This is a genomic window from Brevibacillus sp. FSL L8-0520 (assembly GCF_037963895.1).
Lineage (GTDB): Bacteria > Bacillota > Bacilli > Brevibacillales > Brevibacillaceae > Brevibacillus > Brevibacillus borstelensis.
Genome location: NZ_CP150171.1, coordinates 769,497 through 795,310, shown reverse-complemented (window position 1 = coordinate 795,310; position 25,814 = coordinate 769,497). Strand labels below are relative to the sequence as shown.

Annotated in this window: 23 protein-coding genes; 7 read left to right on the top strand and 16 right to left on the bottom strand. The window is 53.7% G+C overall.

What is annotated here, in order from left to right; translation table 11 throughout:
* Positions 1 to 1,095 (bottom strand): ABC transporter ATP-binding protein, encoded by a 1,095-nt coding sequence (locus NSQ24_RS04285; RefSeq protein ID WP_003389419.1) that lies wholly within the window; start codon positions 1,093 to 1,095, stop codon positions 1 to 3.
* Between the two features lie 8 nt (positions 1,096 to 1,103).
* Entirely contained in the window at positions 1,104 to 2,231 is a 1,128-nt protein-coding gene (locus NSQ24_RS04280) for an ABC transporter substrate-binding protein (RefSeq protein ID WP_003389420.1), read from the bottom strand.
* 200 nt (positions 2,232 to 2,431) lie between these two features.
* Here NSQ24_RS04280 and NSQ24_RS04275 point away from each other — a divergent pair, with 200 nt between their 5' ends.
* From NSQ24_RS04275 to NSQ24_RS04265, 3 genes are all read left to right on the top strand, one after another.
* Positions 2,432 to 3,208, top strand: a complete 777-nt coding sequence (locus NSQ24_RS04275; RefSeq protein ID WP_003389421.1) for an IclR family transcriptional regulator — start codon at positions 2,432 to 2,434, stop codon at positions 3,206 to 3,208.
* 136 nt (positions 3,209 to 3,344) lie between these two features.
* Positions 3,345 to 3,791, top strand: coding sequence for a MerR family transcriptional regulator (locus tag NSQ24_RS04270; RefSeq protein WP_003389422.1), 447 nt, complete (start codon positions 3,345 to 3,347; stop codon positions 3,789 to 3,791).
* A 6-nt stretch (positions 3,792 to 3,797) separates the two neighbouring features.
* Positions 3,798 to 4,973, top strand: coding sequence for an MFS transporter (locus NSQ24_RS04265; protein WP_003389423.1), 1,176 nt, complete (start codon positions 3,798 to 3,800; stop codon positions 4,971 to 4,973).
* A gap of 1,420 nt (positions 4,974 to 6,393) precedes the next feature.
* Here NSQ24_RS04265 and NSQ24_RS04260 read toward each other — a convergent pair.
* From NSQ24_RS04260 to NSQ24_RS04200, 13 genes are all read right to left on the bottom strand, one after another.
* Complete coding sequence (locus NSQ24_RS04260) at positions 6,394 to 7,356, bottom strand: hypothetical protein (RefSeq protein ID WP_003389425.1); 963 nt, start codon at positions 7,354 to 7,356, stop codon at positions 6,394 to 6,396.
* Positions 7,353 to 8,552: an aminotransferase class V-fold PLP-dependent enzyme gene (locus NSQ24_RS04255; protein ID WP_339167302.1), complete on the bottom strand. Its 1,200-nt coding sequence runs from the start codon at positions 8,550 to 8,552 to the stop codon at positions 7,353 to 7,355. Before NSQ24_RS04255 ends, NSQ24_RS04260 begins: the two co-directional genes overlap by 4 nt.
* Before the next feature lie 26 nt (positions 8,553 to 8,578).
* Positions 8,579 to 9,667, bottom strand: coding sequence for a Xaa-Pro peptidase family protein (locus NSQ24_RS04250; RefSeq protein ID WP_003389428.1), 1,089 nt, complete (start codon positions 9,665 to 9,667; stop codon positions 8,579 to 8,581).
* Between the two features lie 47 nt (positions 9,668 to 9,714).
* A complete protein-coding gene (locus tag NSQ24_RS04245) occupies positions 9,715 to 11,313 on the bottom strand; it encodes an OPT/YSL family transporter (RefSeq protein WP_003389429.1) in 1,599 nt (532 codons plus the stop codon).
* A 66-nt stretch (positions 11,314 to 11,379) separates the two neighbouring features.
* Complete coding sequence (locus NSQ24_RS04240; RefSeq protein WP_339167301.1) at positions 11,380 to 12,153, bottom strand: IclR family transcriptional regulator; 774 nt, start codon at positions 12,151 to 12,153, stop codon at positions 11,380 to 11,382.
* Positions 12,154 to 12,348: 195 nt separating this feature from the next.
* The gene (locus NSQ24_RS04235) at positions 12,349 to 12,666 is read right to left on the bottom strand and encodes an AzlD domain-containing protein (RefSeq protein ID WP_003389432.1); all 318 of its coding nucleotides are present in this window, start codon (positions 12,664 to 12,666) and stop codon (positions 12,349 to 12,351) included.
* Entirely contained in the window at positions 12,659 to 13,342 is a 684-nt protein-coding gene (locus tag NSQ24_RS04230; RefSeq protein ID WP_024983549.1) for an AzlC family ABC transporter permease, read from the bottom strand. Before NSQ24_RS04230 ends, NSQ24_RS04235 begins: the two co-directional genes overlap by 8 nt.
* A gap of 219 nt (positions 13,343 to 13,561) precedes the next feature.
* Positions 13,562 to 15,217, bottom strand: a complete 1,656-nt coding sequence (locus NSQ24_RS04225) for a PLP-dependent aminotransferase family protein (RefSeq protein WP_081924287.1) — start codon at positions 15,215 to 15,217, stop codon at positions 13,562 to 13,564.
* A gap of 232 nt (positions 15,218 to 15,449) precedes the next feature.
* A complete protein-coding gene (locus NSQ24_RS04220; RefSeq protein WP_024983547.1) occupies positions 15,450 to 16,157 on the bottom strand; it encodes an ABC transporter ATP-binding protein in 708 nt (235 codons plus the stop codon).
* Between the two features lie 17 nt (positions 16,158 to 16,174).
* Positions 16,175 to 16,951, bottom strand: a complete 777-nt coding sequence (locus tag NSQ24_RS04215; RefSeq protein WP_003389436.1) for an ABC transporter ATP-binding protein — start codon at positions 16,949 to 16,951, stop codon at positions 16,175 to 16,177.
* 19 nt (positions 16,952 to 16,970) lie between these two features.
* A complete protein-coding gene (locus NSQ24_RS04210; protein WP_024983546.1) occupies positions 16,971 to 18,245 on the bottom strand; it encodes a branched-chain amino acid ABC transporter permease in 1,275 nt (424 codons plus the stop codon).
* Positions 18,246 to 18,254: 9 nt separating this feature from the next.
* Complete coding sequence (locus NSQ24_RS04205) at positions 18,255 to 19,205, bottom strand: branched-chain amino acid ABC transporter permease (RefSeq protein WP_024983545.1); 951 nt, start codon at positions 19,203 to 19,205, stop codon at positions 18,255 to 18,257.
* Positions 19,206 to 19,816: 611 nt separating this feature from the next.
* Positions 19,817 to 21,580, bottom strand: a complete 1,764-nt coding sequence (locus NSQ24_RS04200) for an adenine deaminase C-terminal domain-containing protein (RefSeq protein ID WP_243014216.1) — start codon at positions 21,578 to 21,580, stop codon at positions 19,817 to 19,819.
* Between the two features lie 162 nt (positions 21,581 to 21,742).
* On the opposite strand from NSQ24_RS04200, the gene NSQ24_RS04195 reads away from it, so the two are divergent.
* The 4 genes from NSQ24_RS04195 to NSQ24_RS04180 all read left to right on the top strand — a co-directional run bounded on the left by NSQ24_RS04195 (position 21,743) and on the right by NSQ24_RS04180 (position 24,273).
* Positions 21,743 to 22,285 carry a DUF2892 domain-containing protein gene (locus tag NSQ24_RS04195; protein WP_081924285.1) on the top strand — a complete coding sequence of 181 codons (543 nt, stop codon included), beginning with the start codon at positions 21,743 to 21,745 and terminating at the stop codon, positions 22,283 to 22,285.
* 15 nt (positions 22,286 to 22,300) lie between these two features.
* Positions 22,301 to 22,438: an EYxxD motif small membrane protein gene (locus NSQ24_RS04190; RefSeq protein ID WP_003389442.1), complete on the top strand. Its 138-nt coding sequence runs from the start codon at positions 22,301 to 22,303 to the stop codon at positions 22,436 to 22,438.
* Positions 22,439 to 22,531: 93 nt separating this feature from the next.
* A complete protein-coding gene (locus NSQ24_RS04185) occupies positions 22,532 to 22,975 on the top strand; it encodes a MarR family transcriptional regulator (protein ID WP_003389443.1) in 444 nt (147 codons plus the stop codon).
* Between the two features lie 11 nt (positions 22,976 to 22,986).
* On the top strand, positions 22,987 to 24,273 hold the full coding sequence (locus NSQ24_RS04180) for an MFS transporter (protein WP_339167296.1): 1,287 nt from the start codon (positions 22,987 to 22,989) through the stop codon (positions 24,271 to 24,273).
* 248 nt (positions 24,274 to 24,521) lie between these two features.
* On the opposite strand, the gene purD is transcribed toward NSQ24_RS04180, so the two are convergent.
* Positions 24,522 to 25,790, bottom strand: coding sequence for a phosphoribosylamine--glycine ligase (purD, locus tag NSQ24_RS04175; protein ID WP_339167295.1), 1,269 nt, complete (start codon positions 25,788 to 25,790; stop codon positions 24,522 to 24,524).
* Between the last annotated feature and the right edge of the window lie 24 nt (positions 25,791 to 25,814).

The following is a 25,814-nucleotide window of genomic DNA, read 5'->3' as shown; positions in this document are numbered from 1 at the left end:
TCATCCCCTCTCCGCCGGCATGACCAGCACATCTTCCGCATCCCAGCTGCAAGAGACAGCCTTGCCGGGGACGAGCTCCACGCCTTTATCGACCGTTTGCAGCTTGACAGATATGCTGTGCCCGTTTGCCTGCACCTCGCATTCCGTATAGGAACCGAGGAACGAGCTGAGCTTCAACTGACCGTTGGCCCGATTTCTTCCTTCCGGTGCCGTATCGGCAGACAGTCTGATTTTTTCCGGACGGATAAAAACGGTTGCTTTTTGCCCGGGGAGAAGCATCAGGTTTGCAGACTTTGCCTCTACCAGAAGACCGCCGATTGTCTGGATGATCAAGGAGTCGCCTTCATGCCCGGCGACTTCTCCCTCGAGACGGTTGGTCTTGCCGATAAACGTATGGACAAATTCGGAAGCAGGCCGGTTGTAAATATCCTTCGGTGTGCCGATCTGCTCGATGAAGCCGTGGTTCATCACGACGATCCGGTCTGACAGGGAGAGCGCCTCTTCCTGATCATGTGTCACAAAAATGGTCGTAACGCCTATTTCCTGGTGCAGCCGTTTCAACTCATCGCGCAGCTCTTCTCTCAGCTTCGCGTCGAGATTGCTGAGCGGCTCGTCCAGCAAGAGCAGGGACGGCTCGATGACCAGCGCACGGGCGATGGCGATGCGCTGCCGCTGCCCTCCGGACAATTGCTTCGGGTAGCGGTCTGCGACATGCGGCAGCTTGACCAGATCAAGCACGCGTCCCACCCGCTCCTGGATCTGCGATTTGCTGATTTTTCGCAGCTTCAGCCCGTAGGCGATATTCTCCGCTACGGTCATGTGCGGAAAGAGCGAGTAGGTCTGGAACACCATTCCCAGCTCACGCTTGTAGGGAGGGACACCGTTCATCCGCTGTCCCTTGATCAGCAGATCGCCGCCATCCGGGTCAAGGAAACCGGCGATCATATTCAGCGTGGTCGTTTTGCCGCAACCCGACGGCCCTAAAAACGAGACGAACTCTCCCTGCTCCACTTGCAGGTTGAAGTCCTGAACCACGATATTGTTCTGAAACTTCTTCATGAGGCTGCGCAGTTCGACATCAATCACCTTGCTCAAACAGACACCTACTTTCCTGTAATGGGTGCGATTTCTTTATTGAAGCGGTCCAGCCAACTGGCCGTTTCCTTCCCGATGACATCGTAGTCGAAGTTTACGACCTTGCTGCGGTCAAACTCCAATTGCTTCGCCACATCCTCCGGAAGCTTCACAGCAGTGGCAGGATTGTAGTACAGCTCCGTCGCGTACATGGTCTGTACCTCGTCACTCAGCAAAAAGTCGATAAATGCCTTTGCCGCATTCGGATGCTTGGCCCCTTTTACCAATGTCGCTACGTTCGGAACGATGTTTCCGCCCTCTTGCGGGAAGACGAATTCCAGCGGAAGTCCGGCGTCTTTTTGGGTCAGGCTGCGAGCCATCGTCCAGGTAGTGTACGCCGCGCTCTTGTTTTGCAGGTTTTGCTGCAGCTGGGCCGCGCTCTTCGCAAAGGTAGGCATATATCCCGCAATCGTTTTCATTTTTTCAAAGCCGGGCTCGATGTTTTTCTCGGAGCCTCCGTTTGCATAGGCCATCATGATCATCGCGGAGCGGCCGAAGTTGCTTGCTACATCAGTCATCGTAATATAGCCTTTTACTTCCGGCTTGGCGAGGTCATTCCAGGAAGCCGGTACCGGCAGATTTTTTTCTTTGACCAATTCGCTGTTGTAGGAAATGCCCATCGGGGTAAAGTTGACGGTTACGCCGCTGTTTTCCGCGATCTTCAAGTCATCCGGGACATTTTTCATATTCGGAATGTCCGCTTCGGAGATCGCTTCCCAAAGCCCCTCCTGGCGGCCTTTTTCCTGCTCGCCGCCCTCGATGACGGTCATGTCAATTTGAGGCGAGTTTTTCTGCGCCTTCACCTTGGCGACAATTTCCGTGGAAACGCCGGATACGTACGTCAGCTTGACATTCGGATATTTCTCGTTGAACTTTTTGAAGATCACGTCTTTCATCAGCTTTTCGACAGTGGCCCCGTTGCCCGCGATGACCAGCGTGTCCTCCAATTGAGCCTCGGCTTGTCCGGCACTCTTGTTGTCTGCCGGTTGGCCCTGTGGCGCAGATGATTGCGGTGCAGAAGTGGAAGAACCACAGCCTGCGAGTAGTGAACCTGTCAATGCAAGAACAGAGAGCAGCGATAATGTCTTTTTCTTCACTTGTCTTCATCCCCCGTATCTCCAATTTTTGTTCACGAATAGAGAACGATGTTTGCTATTCAAGAACATTGGTGTTATACTACCATAAGTATACTGACAATTCAAGATAGTCTGAGTAGAGGGAGGATTCTCCCCTTTCCTTTTGAAAGCTTTTCGATTATGCTTGACTACTATCAATGCCTGTTACGGAGGAATGACCTATGGATCAGGTTTTGTCTTCAGTACGAAATGGCTGCAAGCTATTGAAAATGTTCCTGGACGGTCCCCCGGAGATGGGAGTGACAGAGCTCAGCAAAAGGCTGCAGCTTTCCAAGGGGGCTGTGCACAAGCTGCTCACCACATTGGAGTCGGAGGGATTTATCCGGAAAAACGAAAAAACCAAGCAGTACACGCTTGGCTATACATTGCTGGAATTAGGGGACAAAGTGATCAAAAACCATGACATCGTCGCATTTTCAACGCCGTATATTCAACGGTTGCTGGCCCGCACCCAGGAGCTCGTTGTCCTTTGCATACAGGATGGAAAAGACGCCATCTATGTGAGCAAAGCGGATTCGCCCCATCCGATCCGGTTTACGCTCGAGACCTACCGGCGCTTTCCCATGTATTCGACTTCCGCCTCCCGCGTACTTTTGGCATACCGGACGCCAGAATTTCAGGATGAAATTTTGCGGGAGGAGATCAAGGGCTACACGCCGCATTCTTTTACCTCCGTCGAAGAAATCAAACAAAATTTGCAGGACATCCGGGAGCGCGGCTATGAATTCAGCTCTAACCGGCGAAACGTCGGAGTAACCGGCATGGCCGCGCCGATCTTCGATTCGACTGGCGAGGTGGTTGCCTCGATCAGCGTAATTGGACCTTCAGATCGCGTGCTTCCTCAGCAAGATGTGATTCGCAATGAGTTGCTTACAACCGTACAGGAGATGTCTGCCGAGTTGGGATACAGGTATCAACTGACAAGACCAGTCTTATGATTGGTCTTCTTTTTTTTAGGAAAACTAGGAAAAGTACACGTTTCATAACCTTTCCCATAGTTTTACGTTTACGTCAACGTTAATGTCTGTTAAGATAGGAGATGTCATTTTTTATTTGTGATTGGAGGAACCTTTCATGTATCAAATCGAGGAGGTCGCCAAAAAAACCAATCTCACCAAACGGGCCCTCCGCTACTATGAAGAATTGGGCCTGGTCAGTCCGTCCGGCCGAACGGAAAGCGGGTACCGCCTGTACACGGACGAAGACGTCACCCATATTCTGCACGTCAAAAACACCCGTGATCTCCTCGGCGCTTCCCTGCAGGAAATCAAGGAAATCATGGATCTTGGCAAACGCTACGAGCTTTTGAAGCAGGACTACTTTTCCGATAAGCATGCGAATGACCAGCATGTGGGCGAAAAGCTGCGCTTGCTGACAGAGCTGGAGGTAACGCTGAGAGCACAGCGGGACGTTCTGCAGGAAAAGCTGAACAAGCTGACGGAGATGCTGCAGGGATACGATGAAAAGCTGACTCGCATTACGAATAAGAAGCGGGAATTGGAAAAAGAGATCAAGGAGTGAACATCAGTGAGCAGTCATGGAGCTTCTTTCCAAACCTTGTTTAAACAGCCCAAATCGGCCTGGGCTGTCGCTTTTGCTTGTATCGTCGCCTTTATGGGCATCGGTCTGGTCGACCCGATCCTGCCGGCGATTGCCGAAAAGCTGAACGCCACCCCCAGCCAGGTATCCCTGCTGTTTACCAGCTACATGGTGATGACCGGGATTACGATGCTCGTAACCGGGTGGGTATCCAGCCGGATCGGTCCAAAGCCTACGCTGTTGTTCGGTCTTTTGGCGATTATCGTCTTTGCCTTTATGGGCGGAATGTCGAATTCCGTTACGGAGATCGTTTGGTACCGCGCCGGTTGGGGATTGGGAAATGCCTTTTTCATTTCCACCGCACTTGCCGTGATCGTCAGTGTAGCCAGCGGCGGTACGGCCGGAGCGATCGTTCTGTACGAAGCGGCGATCGGACTGGGCATGTCCGTCGGGCCGCTGCTGGGAGGATTGCTTGGCGGCATTAGCTGGCGGGGACCGTTCTTTGGCGTTTCCGTACTGATGGCCATCGCTTTTCTCGCAGTTTTTGTCCTGTTGAACGAAGTGCCCGCTCCAAAACGGCGCAGCTCGATTTCCGATCCGTTGCGGGCCCTGACCCACCGGGGACTGTTTACCCTGGCCGCCACTGCCCTTTTGTACAATTACGGATTTTTTACGCTGCTGGCCTTCTCTCCCTTTGTTCTGCACATGGATGAACACAGCCTCGGCTTCGTCTTTTTCTTCTGGGGCGTAATGCTCGCGATTACCTCGGTGATCATAGCGCCGCTGCTGCAAAGGAAATACGGATCGATCCCGACGCTGAACATGATGCTGTTCTTGCTGGCCATCGTCCTTGCTGTTATGGGATTCGGCGTAGAATCGCAAACGACTCTGGTCGTCGCCATCGTCATCGCCGGCGCCATACTCGGCATCATCAATACGGTTTTGACTACCGCGGTGATGGATGTAGCCCCGGTCGAACGGGCAGTCGCTTCCTCAGCGTACAGCTTCGTCCGCTTTTCCGGCGGAGCGATCGCACCGTGGCTGGCAGGGAAGCTGGCCGAATGGTATTCGCCGCATGTGCCTTTCTATGCGGGGGCGGTTGCGGTGATTGTCAGCATTCTGGTGCTCGCCGTGGGGAAAAAGGTTTTGGCGCATGTCAATTGATCCCTTTTGCTGAGGATTTGCGAGTGTTGCTTACGCCCATGAAATAAGATATTAACCGGGCAGCTGCATTTGAACAAACACTGGGGCATTTTTCTCACTTCCACTCCGAAAGCTGCTGCGGTGAAGAGAAGCCTGTTTCCATTCTCTGCTCCGGTCTACGTCCCACAAGGATGCGGAAACTGTCCGCTCCGCAATGATCCCGAGGGAATCGCAAAACGGCGCGCAGCTACGCAGTGGATTCATGGGTTGCGATTCTGTTTCCCCGGGACCACTGCTCCGCTGGGCTGGACTTCGCTAGTCGCTTCGACTGGAAACAGGCTTCTCTTGCGAACCAGTGGTGACTCATCGAGCTTTAAAAAGCATGCAGGATATTTCAAGGTTGTCCAAGGTTCATAGCAGCCTCTCCCAAACCGTTCGGGCGTACGTCCGAACGGTTTTTTGATGGAAACCAGCAGCTATTGAGATGAAAAAGGAGAAAACCGCGAAGGTCTTTGGGACACCTCCCAGGCGAAATGGAAAAAGCAAAACACGCCTTTAGCGTCCAACTCTGAGATGCTTCCTTGAGCAGGCTGCTTTTGGACGCGGTTTTGCTTTTGGAATGGAGCCGGACAGTCAATCCCCCTCGCAGTGTCCCACCGAACCTGGAGCGGTTTTCTCCTTTTTCATCTCCTCCCCCAAAGCCTGTCCAACCGCCAAAAAAAAGCTGCTGCGGTGAAGAGAAGCCTGTTTCCATTCTCTGCTCCGGTCTACGTCCCACAAGGATGCGGAAACTGTCCGCTCCGCAATGATCCCGAGGGAATCGCAAAACGGCGCGCAGCTACGCAGTGGATTCATGGGTTGCGATTCTGTTTCCTCGGGATCACTGCTCCGCTGGGCTGGACTTCGCTAGTCGCTTCGACTGGAAACAGGCTTCTCTGTCGAGCGGAATTGCTTCTTCCAGCTTTAAAAAGCATGTGGGATATTTCAAGGCTGGCTAAGGTTCATGGCAGCCTCTCTCAAAACCGTTCGGGCCGAACGGTTTTTTGATTTAAACCAGCAGCTGTAGAGATGAAAAAGGAGAAAACCGCGAAGGTCTTTGGGACACCTCCCAGGCGAAATGGAAAAAGCAAAACACGCCTTTAGCGTCCAACTCTGAGATGCTTCCTTGAGCAGGCTGCTTTTGGACGCGGTTTTGCTTTTGGAATGGAGCCGGACAGTCAATCCCCCTCGCAGTGTCCCACCGAACCTGGAGCGGTTTTCTCCTTTTTCATCTCCTCCCCTAAAGCCTGTCCAACAACACAAAAACCAAAAAAAGTGGCTGCGAAAGAAAGAAGCCTATTCCCTGAAAAACGAAAAACCCCGCTAGCACGCAGGGCTTTCCAAACAATCTGAATCATAGGGAAACACTCAAGCTCCCAAGCCGTCTCTGCCGCTTGGCTCGCTAAACCAGAATCGTCCCGTTCTCCACAACCAACCGATTGTCAATCCACATAGTTGGCTTCAGAATCATCCCGTCAGTATGGAAAGGCGCATCGACATTCCCACCGATGTTCAAGCTTTTGCCAATCCCGACATGGAAGGCCCCGAGAATCCGCTCGTCCTCGATCAGCTTTCCGCTCAGTACAGCCTTGTCATTGGTACCGATACCGATCTCGGCAATGTTGTAAACATTCGGGTTGTTGAAGGAACGCAAGAGAGCCTCGAATTCCACCGCTGTGTTGCCGCCCTCAATTTCCGTGATCATGCCGTCGGCCACTTTCAGCACGACCGGCTTGTCGACAATGCCGAACGGCGCCAGGCTGCCGTCAAACACCATGGTTCCGTTGGTGGCTCCTTCAAGCGGCGCAGTCGCAGTCGTTCCGGCCGGGGCGAAATTCCATTGGCCTGCTTCCTCGCAGATGCCGTCTACCGCCATCGTGGAGCGTCCTTTGATCGGGAAGGTGATGTCCGTCCCGTTGGGGCAGGTCACGCGAACGGTCTCGGCGGATTCGAGCATAGCGACGAATTGGCTGGTCAATTCGCTCATTTTTTCGTAATCGGCGTTGACGGCTCCCGTCATCATCCGTTCATCCAGACCGCTGCAGACGAGCACGCGTGTCCCTTGCTTGCGCGCCTGGCGAATGGCCTCGACGTGCGTAATCGAGACAACGGGCAGCACCACGGCCGCATCGGCGCTTTTCAGACTCTCTGCTACGATTCCCATCGGTTCCTCGTTTTGCGTGGAGACAACCGGATAGATCACCTTGCCCGTTTTCGCTCCCAATAGCGCTCCCGCTGTGGTGAATGCGTCGACGAGCTGCTCGTTTTGCTTGTCATCCGCGACAATGACGACCTCTTCGCCCGGCTTCACCTTCAGCCCGTTTTTCATCACATTGAAAGCAGATTGAATGATGAATTTATTCATTGCTGCCCCTCCTTCTGCAAAAGGTCCAGAATCAACTGCACCGTTTTGTCAATCTCTTCTTCGGTGTTGAAATAATGGAGCGATACGCGGGCCATTTTATTGATGCCGTACTGCTGCAGCATCGTGTTGGCCATAAAGGTGCCGGATTCGATGATGATGCCGTTCTCTTCCAGATACTGTGTAATCCGGTCGGGCGACAAGCCCTTTACGTTGAACGGGATCAGCGCCAGTCTGTCTTCCAGCCGCTCGGGTCCGTAGATGACCATGCCCGGAATCTTTTCCATTTGTCCCACCGCGTACGCCGTCAGCTTGCGAACCCGCTCGTAAATCGCTTCGACGCCGATCGCTGAAGCGTATTCCAGAGCCGCTCCCAGACCGAGAATGGAAGGAACGATCGGGCAGCCGGCTTCGACCCGCTTGGCGATGGGCAGGAAGCTGTACTCGTTGGTGTCAAAATCCCAGCTCGTTCCGCCCCATCCGATCAAGGCGGGCGTGATGGACTCGATCCATTCGCTTCTGATAAAGAGAATCCCTGAGCCTTCCGGGCCGCGCAGTCCTTTGCGGCCACATGCGGCGAGGAAATCGCATTTCACCTTTTTCACATCGATGGGGACCATCCCCAGGCTTTGCGAGGCGTTTACGAGCGTCAGCACGCCGTGCCTCTTGGCCATTTCGCAGATCGCTTTGATCGGCTGGAGGGCGCCTGAAGCATTGGGCAGGTGAGAAACAGAAATCAATTTCGTCCGGGGAGTGATCAGCTCTTCCAGGGCGGCTGGGGAGATAACCCCGCTTCTGTCCGTCTTGAGAACCTTCAGCTTGATCTTGCCCTCGCGCTCCAGCCGCAGCCACGGTACAAAATTGCTGTGGAATTCCAGATCGGCGATGATCACTTCATCTCCTTCCGACCAAGTCAGGCCGCTGGCGACGAAATTGATCGCTTCCGTTCCGTTTTTGACAAAGGCGATTTCATTGGCCCCCGCTCCGATGTAGCGGGCCGCCTCCTCGCGGATGGCATCCACCCGGGCATAGGTCTCCCTGCGAAAAGAGGGCAGATAGGGGCCCAGCTCTGTTGTTTTGCGCAAATAGTCGGTCATGGCCTCAATCACTTGGCGTGGAGGTGCAGATGCTGCCGCAGTGTCCAGGTATGCATAGCGTTCATGCAGAGGCGTATCCTGTCTGATCTGTTGGATATTCATGATTCCACTCCCTCTTTATTGGGCGTTTACAGTGTGATCAGTTCCTTGGAGGAGGTCATGAGATTGAGATAACCGTCCTTGGTGACGATGATGTTGTCTTCGATCCGTACGCCGCCTTTGTCAGGCAAATAGATTCCCGGTTCGACCGTAAACGCCATGCCCGGCTCAAGCACGAGCTGGTTGTTCTGCATCATGTACGGCGCCTCATGCGCTCCCAGTCCGATTCCGTGGCCGGTACGATGAGTAAAGTAGGTGCCGAAGCCCTTGCTCTTGATAATGCTCCGCGCCTTGTCGTCTACCTCGTGAGCGGTAATGCCCGGCTTGATAATGTCAATGGCAGCCTGCTGTGCTTCCCGGACCGTCTCGTAGATCAGCTTCAGTTCGTCCGAGATCTCTCCTACGGCGACCGTGCGTGTAATGTCCGCCACATATCCTCCGTAGATGGCGCCGAAATCAAGAACGACCAGCTCGCCGGCTTCGATCTTCTTGGAGGCGGCGCGTCCGTGCGGCAGTGCTCCGCGATAGCCGGAGGCGACGATGGTTCCGAACGGCGTGCCCTCGGAGCCGCGTTTGCGCATTTCGTATTCCAGCCGCGCAGCGATCTCCAGCTCGATTGCCCCAGGCTTGATGTACGGCAGTGTCGCTTCCAGACTTTCTTCCACGATTGCTACCGCTTTTCGCAAATACTCGATTTCCGCTTCGTCCTTGCACATGCGGAAGGAATCGAACAGCTTGCTGACATCCTGAGTGTCCGTGCTGCCCAGTTGCTCTACCGCTTTCAGCTCGGCAACCCGCATCGTACCGAACTCGACGCCGACCTTGCCCAGCTTGCCCTTGGCATCGACCAGCTCCTGCAGCGCCTTGGCGGAGCCTTGTTCATCGGTGTACCAGAAAATATCTCCTTTTACCGTGGACTGGACCTTGCTCAGCTCCACCTGCGGAGTCACGAACAGCCATTTTCCCTCCGCCGTCACAATGGCGAGTGTAAGCCGCTCGCTCTGCTTCAGCTGCAGGCCGGTAAAGTAGTAGAGGTTGGGACCGGGAACCAGTACGGCTGCGTCCACCCCTGCTTCCCGAATCTTTCCTGCCAGAGCTTGCTGTCTTTTATCGAACATCTTTCCTCATCCTCCTGTTCGTTGTTGCAGGGACTTGCCGCCCCCGCCTACAGTTTTTTCAGTTTAAATACGGAGCTAAAGAAGCTGTACAGCGCATCTCCGGCGATAAACCCTGCCGCGAGAATGCTCATGGTCGTCTCAGCCTGCTTGCCTCTCACCTTCAGCACGACAGCGCGGATGACGATGCCCGCCAGCACGGCCCAGCCTGCCGGCACGTTGAGCAGCAGCAATCCGGTCGCGAACAGGACGCCCATCTGACGCTTGGAACCGCCGACGATTTGCAGGATCGCGCCAGGAATCGCCCACAGGAACAATTGACGGGCAATGTCGCCGGAGACGCCTGCCTCAATCGTCGCCGCATATACCTTGTCGACCGGCGGCACAAGGTTTTGGGCAAAGTAGCCTTTGTATGCGATCAGTACAGCGATCGCCGCTACGCCAAATGCGATCATCCCGGCGATAAATTGCTGTTTGCGTCCATCCAGCTCATACGCCATATCCTCTCCGTTGCCGCGAAGAATGTAGCCTGTCTTCAGGTCGTAGCCCATGTCGGCAAATGCCGGACCCGTAGCGGCGCTAAAGCCGACCAGAAGGCCCAAAGCAAGCGGCGGGAAGCCGATCAAAATCCCGATGATCAAGGTGATCAGCGCGACTGCGAAAGCCGGAAACCAGCCGGAGTGCATGGCGGCAATGCCGACGATGACTTCATGGACAAATGCGGCAAAGGCAGCAAACAAGAGAAACAAAAGAAGCATGCCAAAGGACATTTTTGTAATCACGCCGCCGATGATCGCGATGATGAGGGCGATCACCAGATAAGCGATAAATCCAAATCCGAGCGCTCGCGAGGTATCTTTCTCTGTACGCGTATACGGCTCTTCTTTTTCCACTGCAGAAGCTGCGTCTGTTTTCTTTTTCTTTAAAATGATCGTCGTTACTTGAATCAGTGCAACAACACCGGCACCAATCATAAAGCCGTGGGGAATGTAGAGTTTGTTTACGTCTACGCCGAACAGCGGAACGGAGTAGCCGCGAAGCAGAAGACCGACCCCAAACATGAGCAGAGCCCAGATGTTTCCGATGAAGGCTACGCCAAACGCTGACATCGGGATGCCCATTGCCGAACCGGCGATTCCCCCGAGGGCGCCCAGCCCGAGCCAGCCAGCGCGCTTGCCTCCCTGATCGCCTGCTTTGATCGATTCAGCCGTGGCAATGCCCGGAGGCCATGCTCCGCTGGCGGGAAATACTTTGGAGTCAAAGAGGCGATACAAAATGGCGGCGTCTACAAACATCGCCAGGACCGCGCCGATCAGCATCGGGATGATCAGCTCGTGATGGCCCATCATAAACGGGATGCCGATCGGAATCATCAGGCTGTTCCCGGCCCCGAAAGTCGCCGAGGAGATCGCCGTCTGGATCAGGTTTTGTCGATGGACAGAGCGGTATTTGCGAAAGAGAGTTACCGGGATGCGAGAGATAACCATGGCGATCAGTGCCCCGATAATGGCCGTGTTCGCTGATATGCCGAGTGTCACGATCAGCTGCATGCCGATAATGGCCCCGATTACGGACAAACCGATGGTAAGGAGAAGCGTAAACGGTTCCAGAGCTCTTGGATGCTTTTTGTTTTCCGGCTGCTTTTCCATATTTTTTACCCCCAAAATTGATTAAGTGTTGTACGGAACCATTTTTATCTGGGTTGATGCAGCTGCTTACAAGTAACGGAAAGAGTAATCATTCAGCAGTTGTTGAATCTCGTCTCGTGCTTTCATCAGATGGTCCAATAACTCGGGCACTTTTTCTTCAGCCAGCCGGTGATCCGGGCCGGCGATTCCCAGGGAGCCGAGGATTTTGCCATTTTTGTCAAACAGAGGCATATGCAGCCCCGCAACCCCTTCGTTGTACTCCCCTGCCGAATAGGCCCAGCCGTTTTTGCGAATCATCTGCAACTGTTGCCGCAAGACTTCGGGATTTACGATCGTCCTGGATGTAAGCGGATTTAATCCTCTGGAGATAATCTCTTCCTGCTTGTCTTCGGGGAGATGCGCCATCATAACCCGGCCAATCGAACCGGCGTACAGCGGAAATCTTCTGCCCACGGTTACGGAATACTTCAAAACATGAGAGCTTTCCACGATTTCTACATAGACCCCTTCGAGGCCATCCAGCCAGCTCAGGAAGACGGAATCCCCCGTCTGTTCTGAAAGCCCTTTCATAACCGGAACCAAAACATCCCCGGGCTGAATGCGTGCCTTGACTTTCTGGGCGATCTGCAAAAACTCCAGTCCCAGCTCGTACTTCTTGTTCTCCGGATTTTGCCTCAGGTAGCCAAACTGTTCAAAGGTCGCCAAAATGCGGTGGACAATCGTATGGCTCATGTCGAGCTCTTTTGCGATTTCCCTGACTCCCCAGGCTGGTTTTTCCTCAGAAAAGCATCTGAGCAGTTCCAAAGATTTTTCCAACGTTTTCAGAGACAACGACTTCATACCCCCTTCGCACATTGTACCGATAATCGAACCATTGTACCTTTTTATAAATTTATTATATTGAATGACTTTGCCGATTTCAATCATTATTCTCAACATTCAGGCTGGAAACGATCCCCTTTTGCAAAAGGCAACGAAAAAAGCAGGAATCGCAAAGGTTTTTCCTCTGCAACACCTGCTTATGCTACTTTCCCTCTACAATCCCAAAAAAAGCCGCCAGCCAATCAGCACCGCTACTCCCGCGAGCAGCGCCCAGACGATGTGTTTCCTCCACAATCCCACCGCCAAGGCAATGACTCCGGCTGCCAGATACTCGGGACTCCACTGCCCGTCTCTCAGATGAAACAGGATCGGCGGTACCGTCAGCGAGCTGAACACCCCGACCGGCACCATCGCGAGCCCTCTTTTCAACCAATCGGGCACAGACCAGCGGGTACTGATCAGCAGCATCGGGAAACGCGTCAAATACGTAACGAGAGCCATCAGCAAAATGTAAAGAACGACATTATCCATCCCGCTTCACCGCCCCTATAGCTACAGCCGTCAGCGTACCCCCGATCACCGCGGCCACCCCTCCTCCCAGCCAGTAGGCCAGACAAGCAACCAATGAAGCGGATACGGCTACCTTCACGTGAAAGGATGAGATCAGGTTTACGGCAAGAAACCCTAAAAACGTCGCGATAAAGGCAAAATCGAGACCAAACGCCTCGGTCTCTGTAAATACTGTCCCGAACCAGGCACCAGCAAGGGTACTGGCATTCCAGATGACGTAATCCGCGATGCTCGCTCCGGCGAAGTACGGAAGGCTCGGCTTGTTTCCCGCTGTCAGGTACGTAATTTTCAAGGCATAGGTCTCGTCATTTAATGAACCTGCCATCAAGGAAAGCTTCCACGGAGGGGTTTCGCGAAAATAGGGACCGAGAGACAAACCGTATAACAGATGCCTTGCATTTAGTAGCGCGGTTGAGACCAAAATCGGCCACCCTACAATTCCCTGCGAGATCAGGCCTACTGCCGCAAACTGGGACGAGCCCGCATTTACAAGCAACGACAAAAGCATGGCCTCCGTAATTCCGAGCCCTGCTTGTCTGGCCAAGATCCCGAATACCAACCCGTCAATGATGCCGGCAGACGCAACGGGCAGGATTTGTTTCATCCCTTGTACGAACAAATTTTTCGATGAATGCAAGCAGTCCACCCTCCTGACACACCCACTCTATTATTGTCTGTACATTCTGTCAATTACTGTGCAAAGGCGCTTCTGCTTGTGTATGCCGATCGGGTTCGGGTCGGATGGATCTCGGCTTCGTACCGAATCGTCCACAAGTACGGAATCGTCCATGAGTACGAGTAGCTCATTTGTCACCTTCGTCCGGGATACCGGGCAGACTCAATCAGCGTAAGTGCGTCAATCTCTTTCATGGCTGGTCAAATACGGCTTCCACACTTCTTCAAGCAGGCATATCCCCTGCTCGATAGCTTCGGCGGACATGCCGCCAAAGCCAAATTGAAAGGCAGGCAAGCTGTCCTTTGGCTGATGCAGCCATTTTCGGGTCGTAGGATAGACGCGGATTCCCACTGATAACGCGTGCTGCGCCAGCTCCTCTGCCGAGAGGTCTGATACTGCTTCCACCGTCACGGATAATCCGGCATTCTGTCCGGTCACATGAATCCGCTCCCCGAAATACGTATGCAAGCTTTTGAGCATGGCCTCATGTTTTTTGCTGTATAAAGTCCGCATTTTGCGTATATGCCGCTCCCATTCCCCGCTTTTCATGAAGAGAGCCAGCGTCTCCTGATGGATGCGGGATGCGGTTTGATCGTATTCATACAGCTGACTTCCGTAGATCTGCAGCAGCGCCGGGGGCAAAACCATATAGCTCATGCGAATCGACGGCAACAGTGATTTGGAAAACGTGCCGAGATAAATGACTCGTTCATGCGTGTCCAGTCCCTGAAGCGAGGGAATCGGTTTCGTCTGATAGCGAAATTCTCCGTCGTAATCGTCCTCAATGATGTACGCGCCCGATCTGGCCGCCCACTGCAGCAGTCTGATTCGCCTTGCGTAAGGCATAACGGCTCCGGTAGGCTCCTGATGGGAGGGCGTGATGTAAATCAGCGTCGCTCCGCTTGCCTCCAGCACCTCTACATCGATGCCGTCTTCGTCCAATGGAATCGGGGCTATTTTATATCCGAGATGCTGGAAAACAGTCCGCACCCCGTCGTATCCCGGCTCCTCCATTGCGACCACGCGTTCCTCCAGGGTGAGCAAAAAGCAAAGCACCTGGACCAGCACCTGCGTTCCTGCCCCGATGACAATCTGATCTGGCGTGCAAGCAACCCCGCGGGCCCGCTGCAAATAACGGGCAATCTCCTCCCGCAAGGCGCGCTCCCCTTGGCGGTTCCCGTAATTGAGAATATTCCTGTTTTCCGGCCGCATGCACTGATTGCTGTACTTGCGCCACAATCCGTACGGAAAATGCTCGGCATCGACCCGGGCCTGATGAAAGTCGTAGAGAATATTCGGGTTCTTCCCCGCTGGCAGACCGGCCGTATCACTTTTGGCGATCGCTTTTTCGGGAAGTGGAGTCGTGCCTGTACCAGGTAACGTATGTGCAGCCGCATGCTTGGCCCCGGCTGTATGCCCGACTCCAGCCGTATATCCGGCTCCGGCTGTATCCTCAGCCCCAACTCTATATCCGACTCCTGCTGGCTCCGCTTCGGCTGCATGTCCGGCCGTATTCCCAATCTCGTTCATAGCGCCGTTCGCGGCCGCTTTTCCTCCGTGCTTCCCGGGTGGAACGGCTACCTCGTCCTCTTCCCACTCCACCACGTAAAAACCGCTTCTTTCCCTGCTCTCGATGTATCCTTCCGCCAGCAACTGATGGTAGGCCGTTTCTACCGTTGTTTTGCTCAGTTGAAGATTGCGGCTGATCGATCGAACCGAGGGCAGCCGGGTTCCCGGCAATATCCGTCTAGTCTGGATTTCCTCGCGAAAGTATGCGTAGAGCTGCAGGTAGAGCTTTCCTGATCCGGCCTTCGTCCAATTCGGGTGAATCTCCATCAATAACCTCCAGGCTGACCCGCTTTCTATTTTGGAATCTGACCATTCGTAGAAGGTCAGCTACTTCTTATGATGATAGTAGCAAAAACATAAAGATATGGGGAGAGCGCATTCTTGTTGCACATTCGTTTTCCTCCAAAAGCCGTCGGTCAGTATGTCGGAAGCGACTCCCTTTAGAAAAAACAAGACCCGACGGAAGTCCATACACTCCATCGGGTTTTCTTCGTTTCCATCAAGCAAGATACGCTTCCCGCACCTGAGGATTGGTCAGCAGATTTTGCGCTTCATCCTGCAGAATGATTTCGCCTGTCTGAATGACGTAGCCGCGATTCGCTACAGAAAGGGCCTGGTTGGCGTTTTGCTCAACCAACAGGATCGTCATGCCTTCGCGGTTCAGCTCTGTCACGATGTCAAAAATTTGTTCCACCAGAATCGGGGCAAGACCCATAGACGGTTCATCCAGCATCAGGATTTTCGGCTTCATCATCAGACCGCGAGCAATCGCGAGCATCTGCTGCTCACCGCCGGACATCGTTCCGCCCTTTTGATCGATCCGTTCCTTCAAACGGGGAAAATAGCGAAATGCACGCTCGATGCCTTCTTCAATGATCTGTTTGTCCTTTACGGAAAATGCACCCATCTCCAGGTTTTCCCGAACCGTCAGCTTGGGAAAAATCCGCCGTCCCTCCGGCACATGGGCGATCCCCATCGCTGCGACATCGTGCGTCCTCATCTGCGTAATGTCCTTGCCGTCAAACACGATCCGGCCTTCCCGGGCACGGGTCTGTCCGCAGATCGTTTTCAGGGTGGTCGACTTCCCGGCGCCATTGGAGCCGATCAGCGTCACGACCTCCCCCTCGTTTACTTCAATACTTAATCCTTTCAACGCGTGGATACCGCCGTAATAGGTGTGAACGTTTTGCAATTCAAGCAACGGCATTGTTTCTCCTCCCCCTCTTACGACACTTCCGTCGCGCTTTTGCCCAGGTAAGCCTCGATGACGTTCGGATTGTTTCGAATCTGTTCCGGCGTACCCTCGGCAATCTTGCGTCCGTAGTCCAGGACGTGAATATACTCGCTCAATCCCATGACGAGCTTCATATCGTGCTCGATCAAAATAATCGTCAGGCCCAGCTCATGCTTCAGCTTGCGGATAAATTCAGTCATTTCTACCGTCTCGCGCGGGTTCATCCCGGCTGCCGGCTCGTCGAGCAAAATGATTTGCGGATTGGTCGCAAGCGCCCGGGCGATCTCCAGACGGCGCTGCAGTCCGTACGGCAGGCTGCCTGCCGCTTCGTTCGCCACATGGGCAATGCCGACGTATTCCATCAGCTGGTAGGCTTCAACCTTGGCCCGCTCTTCTTCCTCGCGAACGCGTTTTGTATTGAACATAATGCCCAGGATCCCTGCCGACAGGCGGCTGTGCGTGCCCACCATGACGTTCTCCAGGGCTGTCATCTCCTTGAACAGGCGAATATTTTGAAAGGTCCGCGTAATCCCGCGCTCCGCGATTTGATCGGGGCGCAGCCCCTTGATGCTTTTTCCGTTCAGCAAAACATCTCCCTCGTCCGGCTCGTAAAAACCCGTCACCATATTGAAGAAGGTCGTCTTGCCCGCACCGTTAGGGCCAATGACGGCGGTAATCGTTCCTTGTTCGATTTTTACGGTCACATCCTGATTGGCAACCAGACCGCCGAAACGCTTGGTCAACCCATTGGCTTCCAATAATGCCATCGTGCTCCCTCCTTCTTCGCTACGACTGTTTCCCCTGGGTAAGCTTGCTCAAGATGCCAAGCTTGCCTCCAGCGTATTTGCTTCCTTTGATGGCCTCCAGATCGTTCTTCTTGCGCCTGGCCGGGATCAACCCGTTTGGCCTGTAAAGCGCCACCAGGATCAGCATAATCCCGAAAATCAAACGCTGGAATTTGGACGGGTCAAGCTGGTTGGGCAGATTGATGACTCCCGATTGCTGCAGCGAATGCAGGAAGTTGGAGAACTCTTTCAAGAGCTGTACCTGAAGCACTGTGACAAAGGCGGCCCCGAGAATAACCCCAGGGATGCTGCCGCTGCCCCCGAGAATGACCATCACGAGAATCCCGATCGACTCCATCAGGGTAAAGGACGTCGGATCGATAAACGTCTGTTTGGCAGCAAAGATGACTCCCACGACACCGGCAAAAGAGGCGCCTGTCGCAAACGCAGCCAGCTTGGTGTTCAACAGGGAAATACCCATCGACTGCGCGGCCAGCTCGTCCTCCCGCACCGCCACCCACGCGCGGCCCAGACGGGAGTGCTCAAAGCGGATGTTGGCGATAACGATGAAAATGATCACGAACAGGACGATAAAGTAGAAGTAAAACGGCGTCCCCATCTTGACCCCGAACAGCTCCGGAGACGGAATCGGCGTAATCCCTTGGGGACCGTTCGTAATATTGATCGGCTTATCCAGGTTGTTAAAAATAATCCGAATAATTTCACCAAAGCCCAGTGTAACGATGGCGAGGTAATCGCCTTTTACCCGCAGTACCGGCAAACCGAGCAAAATCCCGAATATAGCCGCCACGATCAGGCCGACGATGAGAAATGGCCAGAACCAGTCTCCTGACAACGGAAACAATCCGCCAGGAATAAACTCGTTTGCCTGAGAGGTGGAGAAAATTGCATACGCGTAAGCACCCGCTGCAAAAAAGGCGACATACCCCAGGTCAAGCAGACCGGCAAAACCGACTACGATGTTGAGGCCGAGCGCCATCGCCACATAGATGCCCACCTGCGAAGCCACTTCCATATAGTAGCGGTTGTCCCCCGCCACCAGCGGAATGATCAGAAGCAAAACGGCGGCACCCAGGATCAGGCGAACCCGCTTGTCCGTGTTTGTATAGTAGATCAGAATAATCGAGAACAAAATTCCCAGAAACGCGATGACGGACTTTTCCATGAAGTGCAGGGCTGCTGCAGAGACAGCGATCCAGATCAGTGTAACGACCAGCGGGATTCCTTTCATCGACTTCCATCCGATGTTTGCCATGATTCTCACCTACACTTTCTCTTTCACTGCTTCGCCAAACAGACCTTCCGGCTTGAACAGAAGCACGAGAATTAAAATACTGAACGCAAATACATCCTTGTATTCGGCACCGAAGGCTCCGTTGGTCAACGGTCCCATATACGCGCCGGACAGTGATTCCAGAAGGCCCAGCAGCACGCCGCCCACCATCGCTCCGCGGAGGTTTCCGATACCCCCGAGAACCGCAGCGGTAAAGGCTTTCAGGCCGAGGATAAAGCCGATGTATGGGTCAATCGTACCGTAGTTTTGCGAAAACAGAACACCCGTTGCTCCGCCAAGGCTCGAACCGATCAGGAAGGTAAGCATGATGACCTTGTCCACGTTGATTGTCATCAGCGATGCCGTCGACTGATCCTGCGCGACCGCCCGCATTGCGATGCCCCACTTCGTCTTGTTGATGAACAGCGTCAAAGCAATCATCATGACAATGGCAAGAACGATAACGATAAAGCCTTTTGTCGGAATCGAAGCGATCCCGAGAGAAATGCTGCCCGAGAAAAGTGCGGGAGTATTCAGATAAAATTCGTTGCGGGCAATCGCCTCGGTAAAGCGAACCAGGTCTTGCAGCAAAAAGGAAACGCCAATCGCCGAAATCAGAGGAACCAGACGCGGCGCACCCCGAAGCGGCCTGTAAGCGACCCGTTCTATGAGCACACCGAGTCCCCCTGTCAGCGCCATCGCGATGACGAGCGTCAGGAAGAAAGCCACGTACGGGTTCATTCCTTCAAGAGCGCCCAAGGAGTCGGAGATCAACAAAACCTCTGTCCCTACGAAGGCACCCACCATGAAAATTTCCCCGTGGGCAAAGTTGATAAATTCCAGAATACCGTAAACCATGGTGTAGCCGAGAGCGACGACGGCGTACATGAATCCCAGTGTCAACCCGTCAACCAACACCTGAGGCAAAATGTTGAGCAGCATGCTTCCCATCCCTCATTCCTTCGTAAACTTGTGGTGAATTTCAATTTTTTGCATGCGACAACGCCAATAAAGAGGGACCGCACGGAATGTGCCGCCCCTTTTGCTGAATGAGGCTCGTCAGATGCGTCTATGATGCTGTTTCCTCGCGCCCTATGAACCAATACAGTCCGAAAGCGAATCTTGTCCATTTGCGCAACAGTCGCCTTTCTTTTCGCCTATTACGAATGGCCTGCTTCTATCCGCAAAATAGTGTGATTTGACTGAAAAATCAGCTACCACTATCATATCAAAAGATTCAGTAAGCTCGCTACCTGGAATTACCGGTATCTCCCTTCATGCCAATTGAATCCCCCTTTTATTTCTCTTTATGTTTTCTTCATCATCAATCAAGCTGTCTGATCTGCCAGTTTGAACCTATGTAAACACCGGATCAATCAGCCTATATCATTGACGCAGCTTGATTCTTTTTCATTTTAAAAGAAATTAGAAAATTTACAAGAGAAAAAATTATTTTTTTACGCTACATATAATTCCAATACATAATCGTAAAAAGCAAGCGAGGAAAGAATATATCAATGCTATGTCACATTAAAGAATGTAAGTATTTTCCATTACAAGAACTCAGAAGGAACGAGGATCTTCCCCGACTTTACCTCCACGATTCCTTCTGCTGTTATCCGCACATACGGCAGATGAGTAGCCGTAAAGAACAGCAGGGAATAGAGCGGGTCCAGATGCTCGTGGCCTTTTTCCCGGATCAATCCCGTAAACCTCTCAGCCATGTCAATCACTTCCTCCATCGGTGCGGGGGAGAACTTGCCTCCCAGCGGAAGCGGGCATTCCAAGACTGCCTTTCCTTTTTCGTACATGGCTACCCCGCCGTCCATTTCCATGACCCTCTGCAGCGCCTGCGCCATAGACTGGGCACAACGTCCTATCACCAGCCAATCGCTCGATGCCGTATAGGTGCTGGCCAGCCCCTTTAGATCCCTGCCATATCCCCTGACGACTGCCCGGGTCAAACGTTTTTGCACAGGGTTAATCAGACAGAGCAGCGCGAGCTCCGGGTCGTTTTCCAGCGAAACATATCCCTGCGTATCCACGGGTAAGCTCGCTTGCTCCATTTTGGTGATGACTGCGTTCAGCATGCAAATGACAGGGACCGGCACTCCTTTGTCCTTCATGCGGAACCATTCTGTTTTCACCTGCATTTCCTTCATTTCCCGGGAGACGGACGGAAAATCGTAGTCTGTCCATACTGGCTGGACCGTCGGGACGAGCAGCTTTCCATCTTTCCCCGAGAGCTGTCCGTTTGCGATGACCGCTTCCGGCGTCGGCTCCCCGGGTTGCGTCAGAAGCAGAATATCGGCCAGCCGTCCGGGAGCTATGCCGCCCACTTCGCTGTCGATCCCGTAGTAGACGGCCGGATTGAGCGAGGCCATCACATACGCTTCGACTGGCGGCATGCCTGCTTCAATCGCCACGCGGATCGTATAATCCATCAAGCCATGACGGTACATCGGCGGCGTGCTGCCGTCTGAGGTCAGCATCATCCGGGATGACCAGGGAATCCCTGCTTCCAGCAACCCTTGCACCAAAGTCGGCAGGTCGGGGCGAATCGATGAATGGCGGAGGGTCGCGTACATCCCCACTCGCAGCCGCTCCAGCACATCCTCGGCCGTAATGCTTTCATGGCAGGCAGTAATGCCCAGAGCCGCTGCCGCATTCAGCGTTTGCACAGAGGCGCCGGGGTGATGCCCCTCCATTCGCTTGCCCACATCCAGTGCTCGCTTGATGCCGTACAGCAAGGTTTCATCCTCGGCCAATACGCCTTGCCAGTCGGTCAATTCTCCGCCCTGAATGACACGGGGGTGCTCCAGCATCCGGCCAATGCCTTCCCGGTCGAACGGCGGCGATGCCATTGTGCGTCTCATCTGGGGATCAAGCCTTGCCCAGAAAAATTGCTTTACGGGATGCTCCGCCAGTTTTTCCATGATGTCAGCCACTTGCGCAAAAGGCAGCGTCATAAGCATCAAAGAGTCCGATATCAACGTCGTCGTCCCGCGCGCCAAAGCAAAATCCGCCATCGTGAACGGATTGTACCATTGAAAGGGATGCGCATGAGGTTCAATGTATCCGGGAACAGCGTACTTGCCATCGGCCTCCACAATCGTCGTCCCCTCGCAAGTCACCGGCTCTTTTTCCCCGACATACGCAATCCTCTCGCCGGAAACGGCTATGTGGACCTCCCGCCATTCCTTTGTATAGACATGCAATACTTTTGCTCCCCTGATCCACATATCTGCCGGCTCTTCCCTTCTTGCCACCCGCAGAAGCTTTCGATGAGCAGCCTCATCTATCGAACGAACTCGCATGAATATCCCTCCTGTTTCCCTTTAAAAACGATTTCAGTCATTTCTTCTGATGCCCTTCTTGTTACCTTAAAGCTTCGCCATCTTAGAAACATTTTCCTTGGCTGTTTTCCCAAGACCCGCACACACTAACCGGTAGATACAAGTTGGACAGGAGGAATCCACATGCGAAGGAACGTCGGAACTGTAGATGCCATGATTCGCATCACTGCCGGACTTGTTGGACTTGCATACGGGGTCGGCAAAATGAGCCGTCGCCCCTATCGTACCCCCTGGCTGCTCATGACCATGTCGGCCATGAAGGTAGCGGAGGGTGCGACCCGATTTTGTCCGATGCTGTATGCGATGAATACCGATACGGTGACCAAAAAGGGAATGAACAAGATTGTCGGAAAAATGACCGAAGCCGGCGTCCGCGCAGCCATGCGGCAAATGACGGGGTCAAAGGGAGGCGGCAAGCAAGGCGAGAATGCGGCCATGACCTCCGAGATGTCTCAAGCGATGGCAGCCGGGATGTCGCCTGAGAAAGGGGCAGCCACTGCCACAAGGGAGCTGTCCCAGGAGGATAAACAACTGGAAGCAGCCCTGCGAGAACACGTCACCTATCCGACAGCCGATCAGTTCATGGAAGACGAAGACAGCGATCTGGAGAAAAAACCTTCGGAACGGTACAGTCGGGACGAGCATCTGTACCCTACCTATTCATAAGAGGAGGACTGCTTTATGACGATTGTCGGCCCTCCCCTGTACGAATGGTTTTCCCACAATGTGTTTGTCATCGCCATCATCATAGCCTGCGTGGCGGCGATGGGATACTTTTTTTACAACACGCGCAAAAACAAAGGGAGATACCGCCAATAACAGGCGTATCTCCTTTTGTTAATTTTGGTTTACAAGAAAATATGTTATACATATAATTGTTATGACAATCATTTTGGATAGGAGCTGTCCCTCATGGTTTCTACGCCTCACTATCAATCAATCGGATTTCTTCTCGGTATCACTTATCGGCGGGTGAGCCATCTTGTCACCATCCGCCTCAAGGAGCTGGATATTACACCGGAACAGCTGGCTGTGTTGCTCAGGCTGTGCGAGCAGGACGGCATCAACCAGAAGGAGATCGCCATCCGCACAGCCAAGGATCAACCGACGACTGCCCGGATACTCGATGTTCTTTTGCGGAAGGAATTGATCGAGAAAAAGGTGAGTCCTGCTGATCGGCGCGCTTTTTTAATCTATCTGACCGAAAAAGGAAAATCGTTTGTCGAGCAGGCTATACCTCTGGAGAAACAAGCGATTGATGAAATGCTTGCAGGCATAGACCCGGAACGGCTTGAGCTGTTGAAGGACACTCTTTTGACCATTCAAAACAATGTCAACCAAGTCATCATGGAGTAGGAGTGGAATAGGTGGAAGAGAAACCAGAGACAAATGAAAAGCTATGGACGGGCAAGTTTGTCCTCCTGACGCTTTGCAACCTGCTGTTGTTTTTGAATTTGCAAATGATGACGCCATCATTCCCGGCGTATGTAAAGGAACAATTCGGCGCGAGTGATTTCACGGTGAGCCTGGTGATTAGCCTGTTTGCCTTTGCGGCTGTGGTCGCCCGGATTTTTACAGGCAAGGTCTTGCAACCGAAAAACAGCAAAACGATTTTGCTGCTCGGACTGTCTATCGTTATTCTTGCGACAGCCGGTTACGTTTGGGCAGGGACAATCGCCTTTCTGCTGGTCATGCGCATTGTATTCGGCGTCGGATTCGGGATGACGAGCACGACCTTTCCTACTCTTGCGTCCAATGTCATCCCGCCCAAACGGATGGGGGAAGGCATGGGGTACTTTGGCCTCTCGTCCAGTCTGGCGATGTCGATTGCTCCCGTGATCGGACTTTGGATATTGGGACAATTCGGGTTTGTCGCCCTTTCCGCTTCGGCTGTTGTGCTCGTAATCGCCATCATCCCTATGCTGCGGATCATACAGCCGGCGGCACCGGTCCATGCCATGCGTGAAAACAAAGAGGGGCAGGCGAATCAAACCGGCACGCCACAGATTCCGAGTAGCAAGCAACAGATCAGCAAGCAGCCATTTCCAACCGGCAGCGGTACCAGTGGAGCTTCCGGCCGGGGCATTTGGCTTCCAGCCTTTTTAAATCTTTTGCTCTCCATCACGTACGGAGGCCTGATCAGCTTTTTGGCGCTGTTCGGAAAAGAGGTTCATATCGACAACGTCGGCTGGTTTTTTCTTTGCAACGCCTTTGCCATGGTATTGATCCGGCCTGTCTCAGGGAAAATATTTGACAAAAAGGGGCACTGGGCCGTTCTTCCTCCCGGAGCCCTGCTGACCGTGATCGGGCTTGTGCTGGTCTCCCAAGCATCCTCTGTCCCGACGCTGCTGACAGCCGCCTTATTTTACGGTCTCGGCTACGGAATTATTCAGCCGTCGATTCAGGCCTGGATGATCAAGCAGGTCTCTCCGGCAAAGCGCGGGATGGCCAACGGGCTTTTTCTCAATTCGATTGATTTGGGAATTGCGCTGGGGGCCATGCTGCTGGGAGCCGTCGCTTCGGCATCCAGCTATGGAGTGATGTACCGCCTGTCTGCAGGGTGCATGGTGCTGTTTCTCGTCGTTTATTTACTGTCTCAGCTTTTGGAGAGACGGGCAAAGGCAGCGGCTTCCCGGGAGGAGATTGGGGTTTAATAGCGTTGGTTGGGTCGGGAAAGCGTGTTCCCCTTTTTCCATTCCGCCTGGGTTGTGTCCCAAAGACCTTTCGCGTTTTCTCCATTTTCATCTCTACGGCTTTTGGCTTTTGCCGGACTATCACAAAACAAGACAAGCCTTCAATCCGCTTCTCGGGATTGGAGGCTTGTTTGCTTTTGCACAAGCTTTTTGGAAGCAGGTCAAGCCCATTCGAACAGACCCGTTCTCGCTTCTCGTACCCCCTTACCTTACCGGTTTCCCAGCGCCTTGGCAGCGATGTCGGTGCGGTAGTGGGCGCCTTCGAAGGAGATGGAACGTACCGCCTCGTAGGCAGACGCTCTCGCTTCCTCCAGGTCTTTGCCGATGCTGGTCACGCCGAGTACGCGGCCGCCGCTCGTGACTGTGCCCTCTGGCGTTTGCTTGGTGCCGGCATGAAAGACGGCTACGCCTTCTGCTTGCTGCTCCAGTCCGGTGATGAGCGAGCCCTTCGGGTACTCACCGGGGTAGCCGGGAGCAGCCATGACGACGCAAACCGCACTCTCCTGCTTCCACTCAACATCCAGGGAAGCCAGTTCGCCGTTGACCGTCGCCGTGCAAATATCCACCAGATCGGTCTTGAGGAGCGGCAGAATGACCTGCGTCTCCGGATCGCCGAAGCGGGCGTTGAATTCCACAACCTTCGGCCCCTCCGAGGTGATCATCAAACCGGTGTACAGCACGCCGCGAAACGGAATGCCGTCCCGCACCATGCCGGATGCCATCGGCTGGACGATTTTTGCCACGATTTCATCTACCAGCTCGGCTGACATGTGCGGTACCGGCGCATAGGTGCCCATTCCCCCGGTATTCGGTCCTTGATCGTTGTCAAACACCCGCTTGTGGTCCTGGGAGGTGATCATCGGCTTGACCGTCTCTCCATCGACAAAGGAGAGGAGGGACAGTTCTTCTCCGCGCATGCACTCTTCGATGACCACACGGGCTCCTGCCTGGCCGAATGCGTTCTCTTCCATGATGCTGTACAACGCCCGCTCCGCTTTTTCCAGCGTCTCCGCCACCACGACCCCTTTGCCTGCGGCAAGTCCATCCGCTTTTACCACAATCGGCGCTCCCTGCTCACGCACATAAGCAAGTGCAGACTCATAGTCGATAAAGGATTCATACTTCGCTGTCGGTATGTTGTAACGCTTCATCAGATATTTGGCAAACGATTTGCTTCCCTCGATTTTCGCAGCTTGGGCAGTCGGTCCGTAGATCGGCAGGCTGCGCTCCAGGAAAAAGTCGACAATGCCTCCCAGCAGCGGGTCCTCCGGGCCTACAATCGTCAAATCGATGCCTTCGTCCTTGGCAAACTGTGCCAGTGCGGCAAAATCATGAACGGGAATCGGCACGTTCTTCGCCAGCAGGGCTGTTCCTCCATTGCCGGGGGCACAGAAAATCTTTTTCACCTTGGAGCTTTGCGCCAGCTTCCAGACAATGGCGTGTTCACGGCCGCCGCTGCCGATTACCAGTACGTTCATCGTATTCCCTCCTGTATTCTCTCT

Bases quoted from the DNA above. Each gene is read 5' to 3' on its own strand.
- NSQ24_RS04205 (WP_024983545.1), bottom strand. From the start codon at position 19,205: ATGCTGCTCAACATTTTGCCTCAGGTGTTGGTTGACGGGTTGACACTG.
- NSQ24_RS04225 (WP_081924287.1), bottom strand. From the start codon at position 15,217: ATGGAGATTCACCCGAATTGGACGAAGGCCGGATCAGGAAAGCTCTAC.
- NSQ24_RS04235 (WP_003389432.1), bottom strand. From the start codon at position 12,666: ATGGATAATGTCGTTCTTTACATTTTGCTGATGGCTCTCGTTACGTAT.
- NSQ24_RS04220 (WP_024983547.1), bottom strand. From the start codon at position 16,157: ATGCCGTTGCTTGAATTGCAAAACGTTCACACCTATTACGGCGGTATC.
- NSQ24_RS04195 (WP_081924285.1), top strand. From the start codon at position 21,743: ATGCGAAGGAACGTCGGAACTGTAGATGCCATGATTCGCATCACTGCC.
- NSQ24_RS04200 (WP_243014216.1), bottom strand. From the start codon at position 21,580: ATGCGAGTTCGTTCGATAGATGAGGCTGCTCATCGAAAGCTTCTGCGG.
- NSQ24_RS04260 (WP_003389425.1), bottom strand. From the start codon at position 7,356: ATGAATAAATTCATCATTCAATCTGCTTTCAATGTGATGAAAAACGGG.
- NSQ24_RS04185 (WP_003389443.1), top strand. From the start codon at position 22,532: ATGGTTTCTACGCCTCACTATCAATCAATCGGATTTCTTCTCGGTATC.
- NSQ24_RS04250 (WP_003389428.1), bottom strand. From the start codon at position 9,667: ATGTTCGATAAAAGACAGCAAGCTCTGGCAGGAAAGATTCGGGAAGCA.
- NSQ24_RS04215 (WP_003389436.1), bottom strand. From the start codon at position 16,951: ATGGCATTATTGGAAGCCAATGGGTTGACCAAGCGTTTCGGCGGTCTG.
- purD (WP_339167295.1), bottom strand. From the start codon at position 25,790: ATGAACGTACTGGTAATCGGCAGCGGCGGCCGTGAACACGCCATTGTC.
- NSQ24_RS04255 (WP_339167302.1), bottom strand. From the start codon at position 8,552: ATGAATATCCAACAGATCAGACAGGATACGCCTCTGCATGAACGCTAT.
- NSQ24_RS04275 (WP_003389421.1), top strand. From the start codon at position 2,432: ATGGATCAGGTTTTGTCTTCAGTACGAAATGGCTGCAAGCTATTGAAA.
- NSQ24_RS04190 (WP_003389442.1), top strand. From the start codon at position 22,301: ATGACGATTGTCGGCCCTCCCCTGTACGAATGGTTTTCCCACAATGTG.
- NSQ24_RS04245 (WP_003389429.1), bottom strand. From the start codon at position 11,313: ATGGAAAAGCAGCCGGAAAACAAAAAGCATCCAAGAGCTCTGGAACCG.
- NSQ24_RS04210 (WP_024983546.1), bottom strand. From the start codon at position 18,245: ATGGCAAACATCGGATGGAAGTCGATGAAAGGAATCCCGCTGGTCGTT.
- NSQ24_RS04270 (WP_003389422.1), top strand. From the start codon at position 3,345: ATGTATCAAATCGAGGAGGTCGCCAAAAAAACCAATCTCACCAAACGG.
- NSQ24_RS04240 (WP_339167301.1), bottom strand. From the start codon at position 12,153: ATGAAGTCGTTGTCTCTGAAAACGTTGGAAAAATCTTTGGAACTGCTC.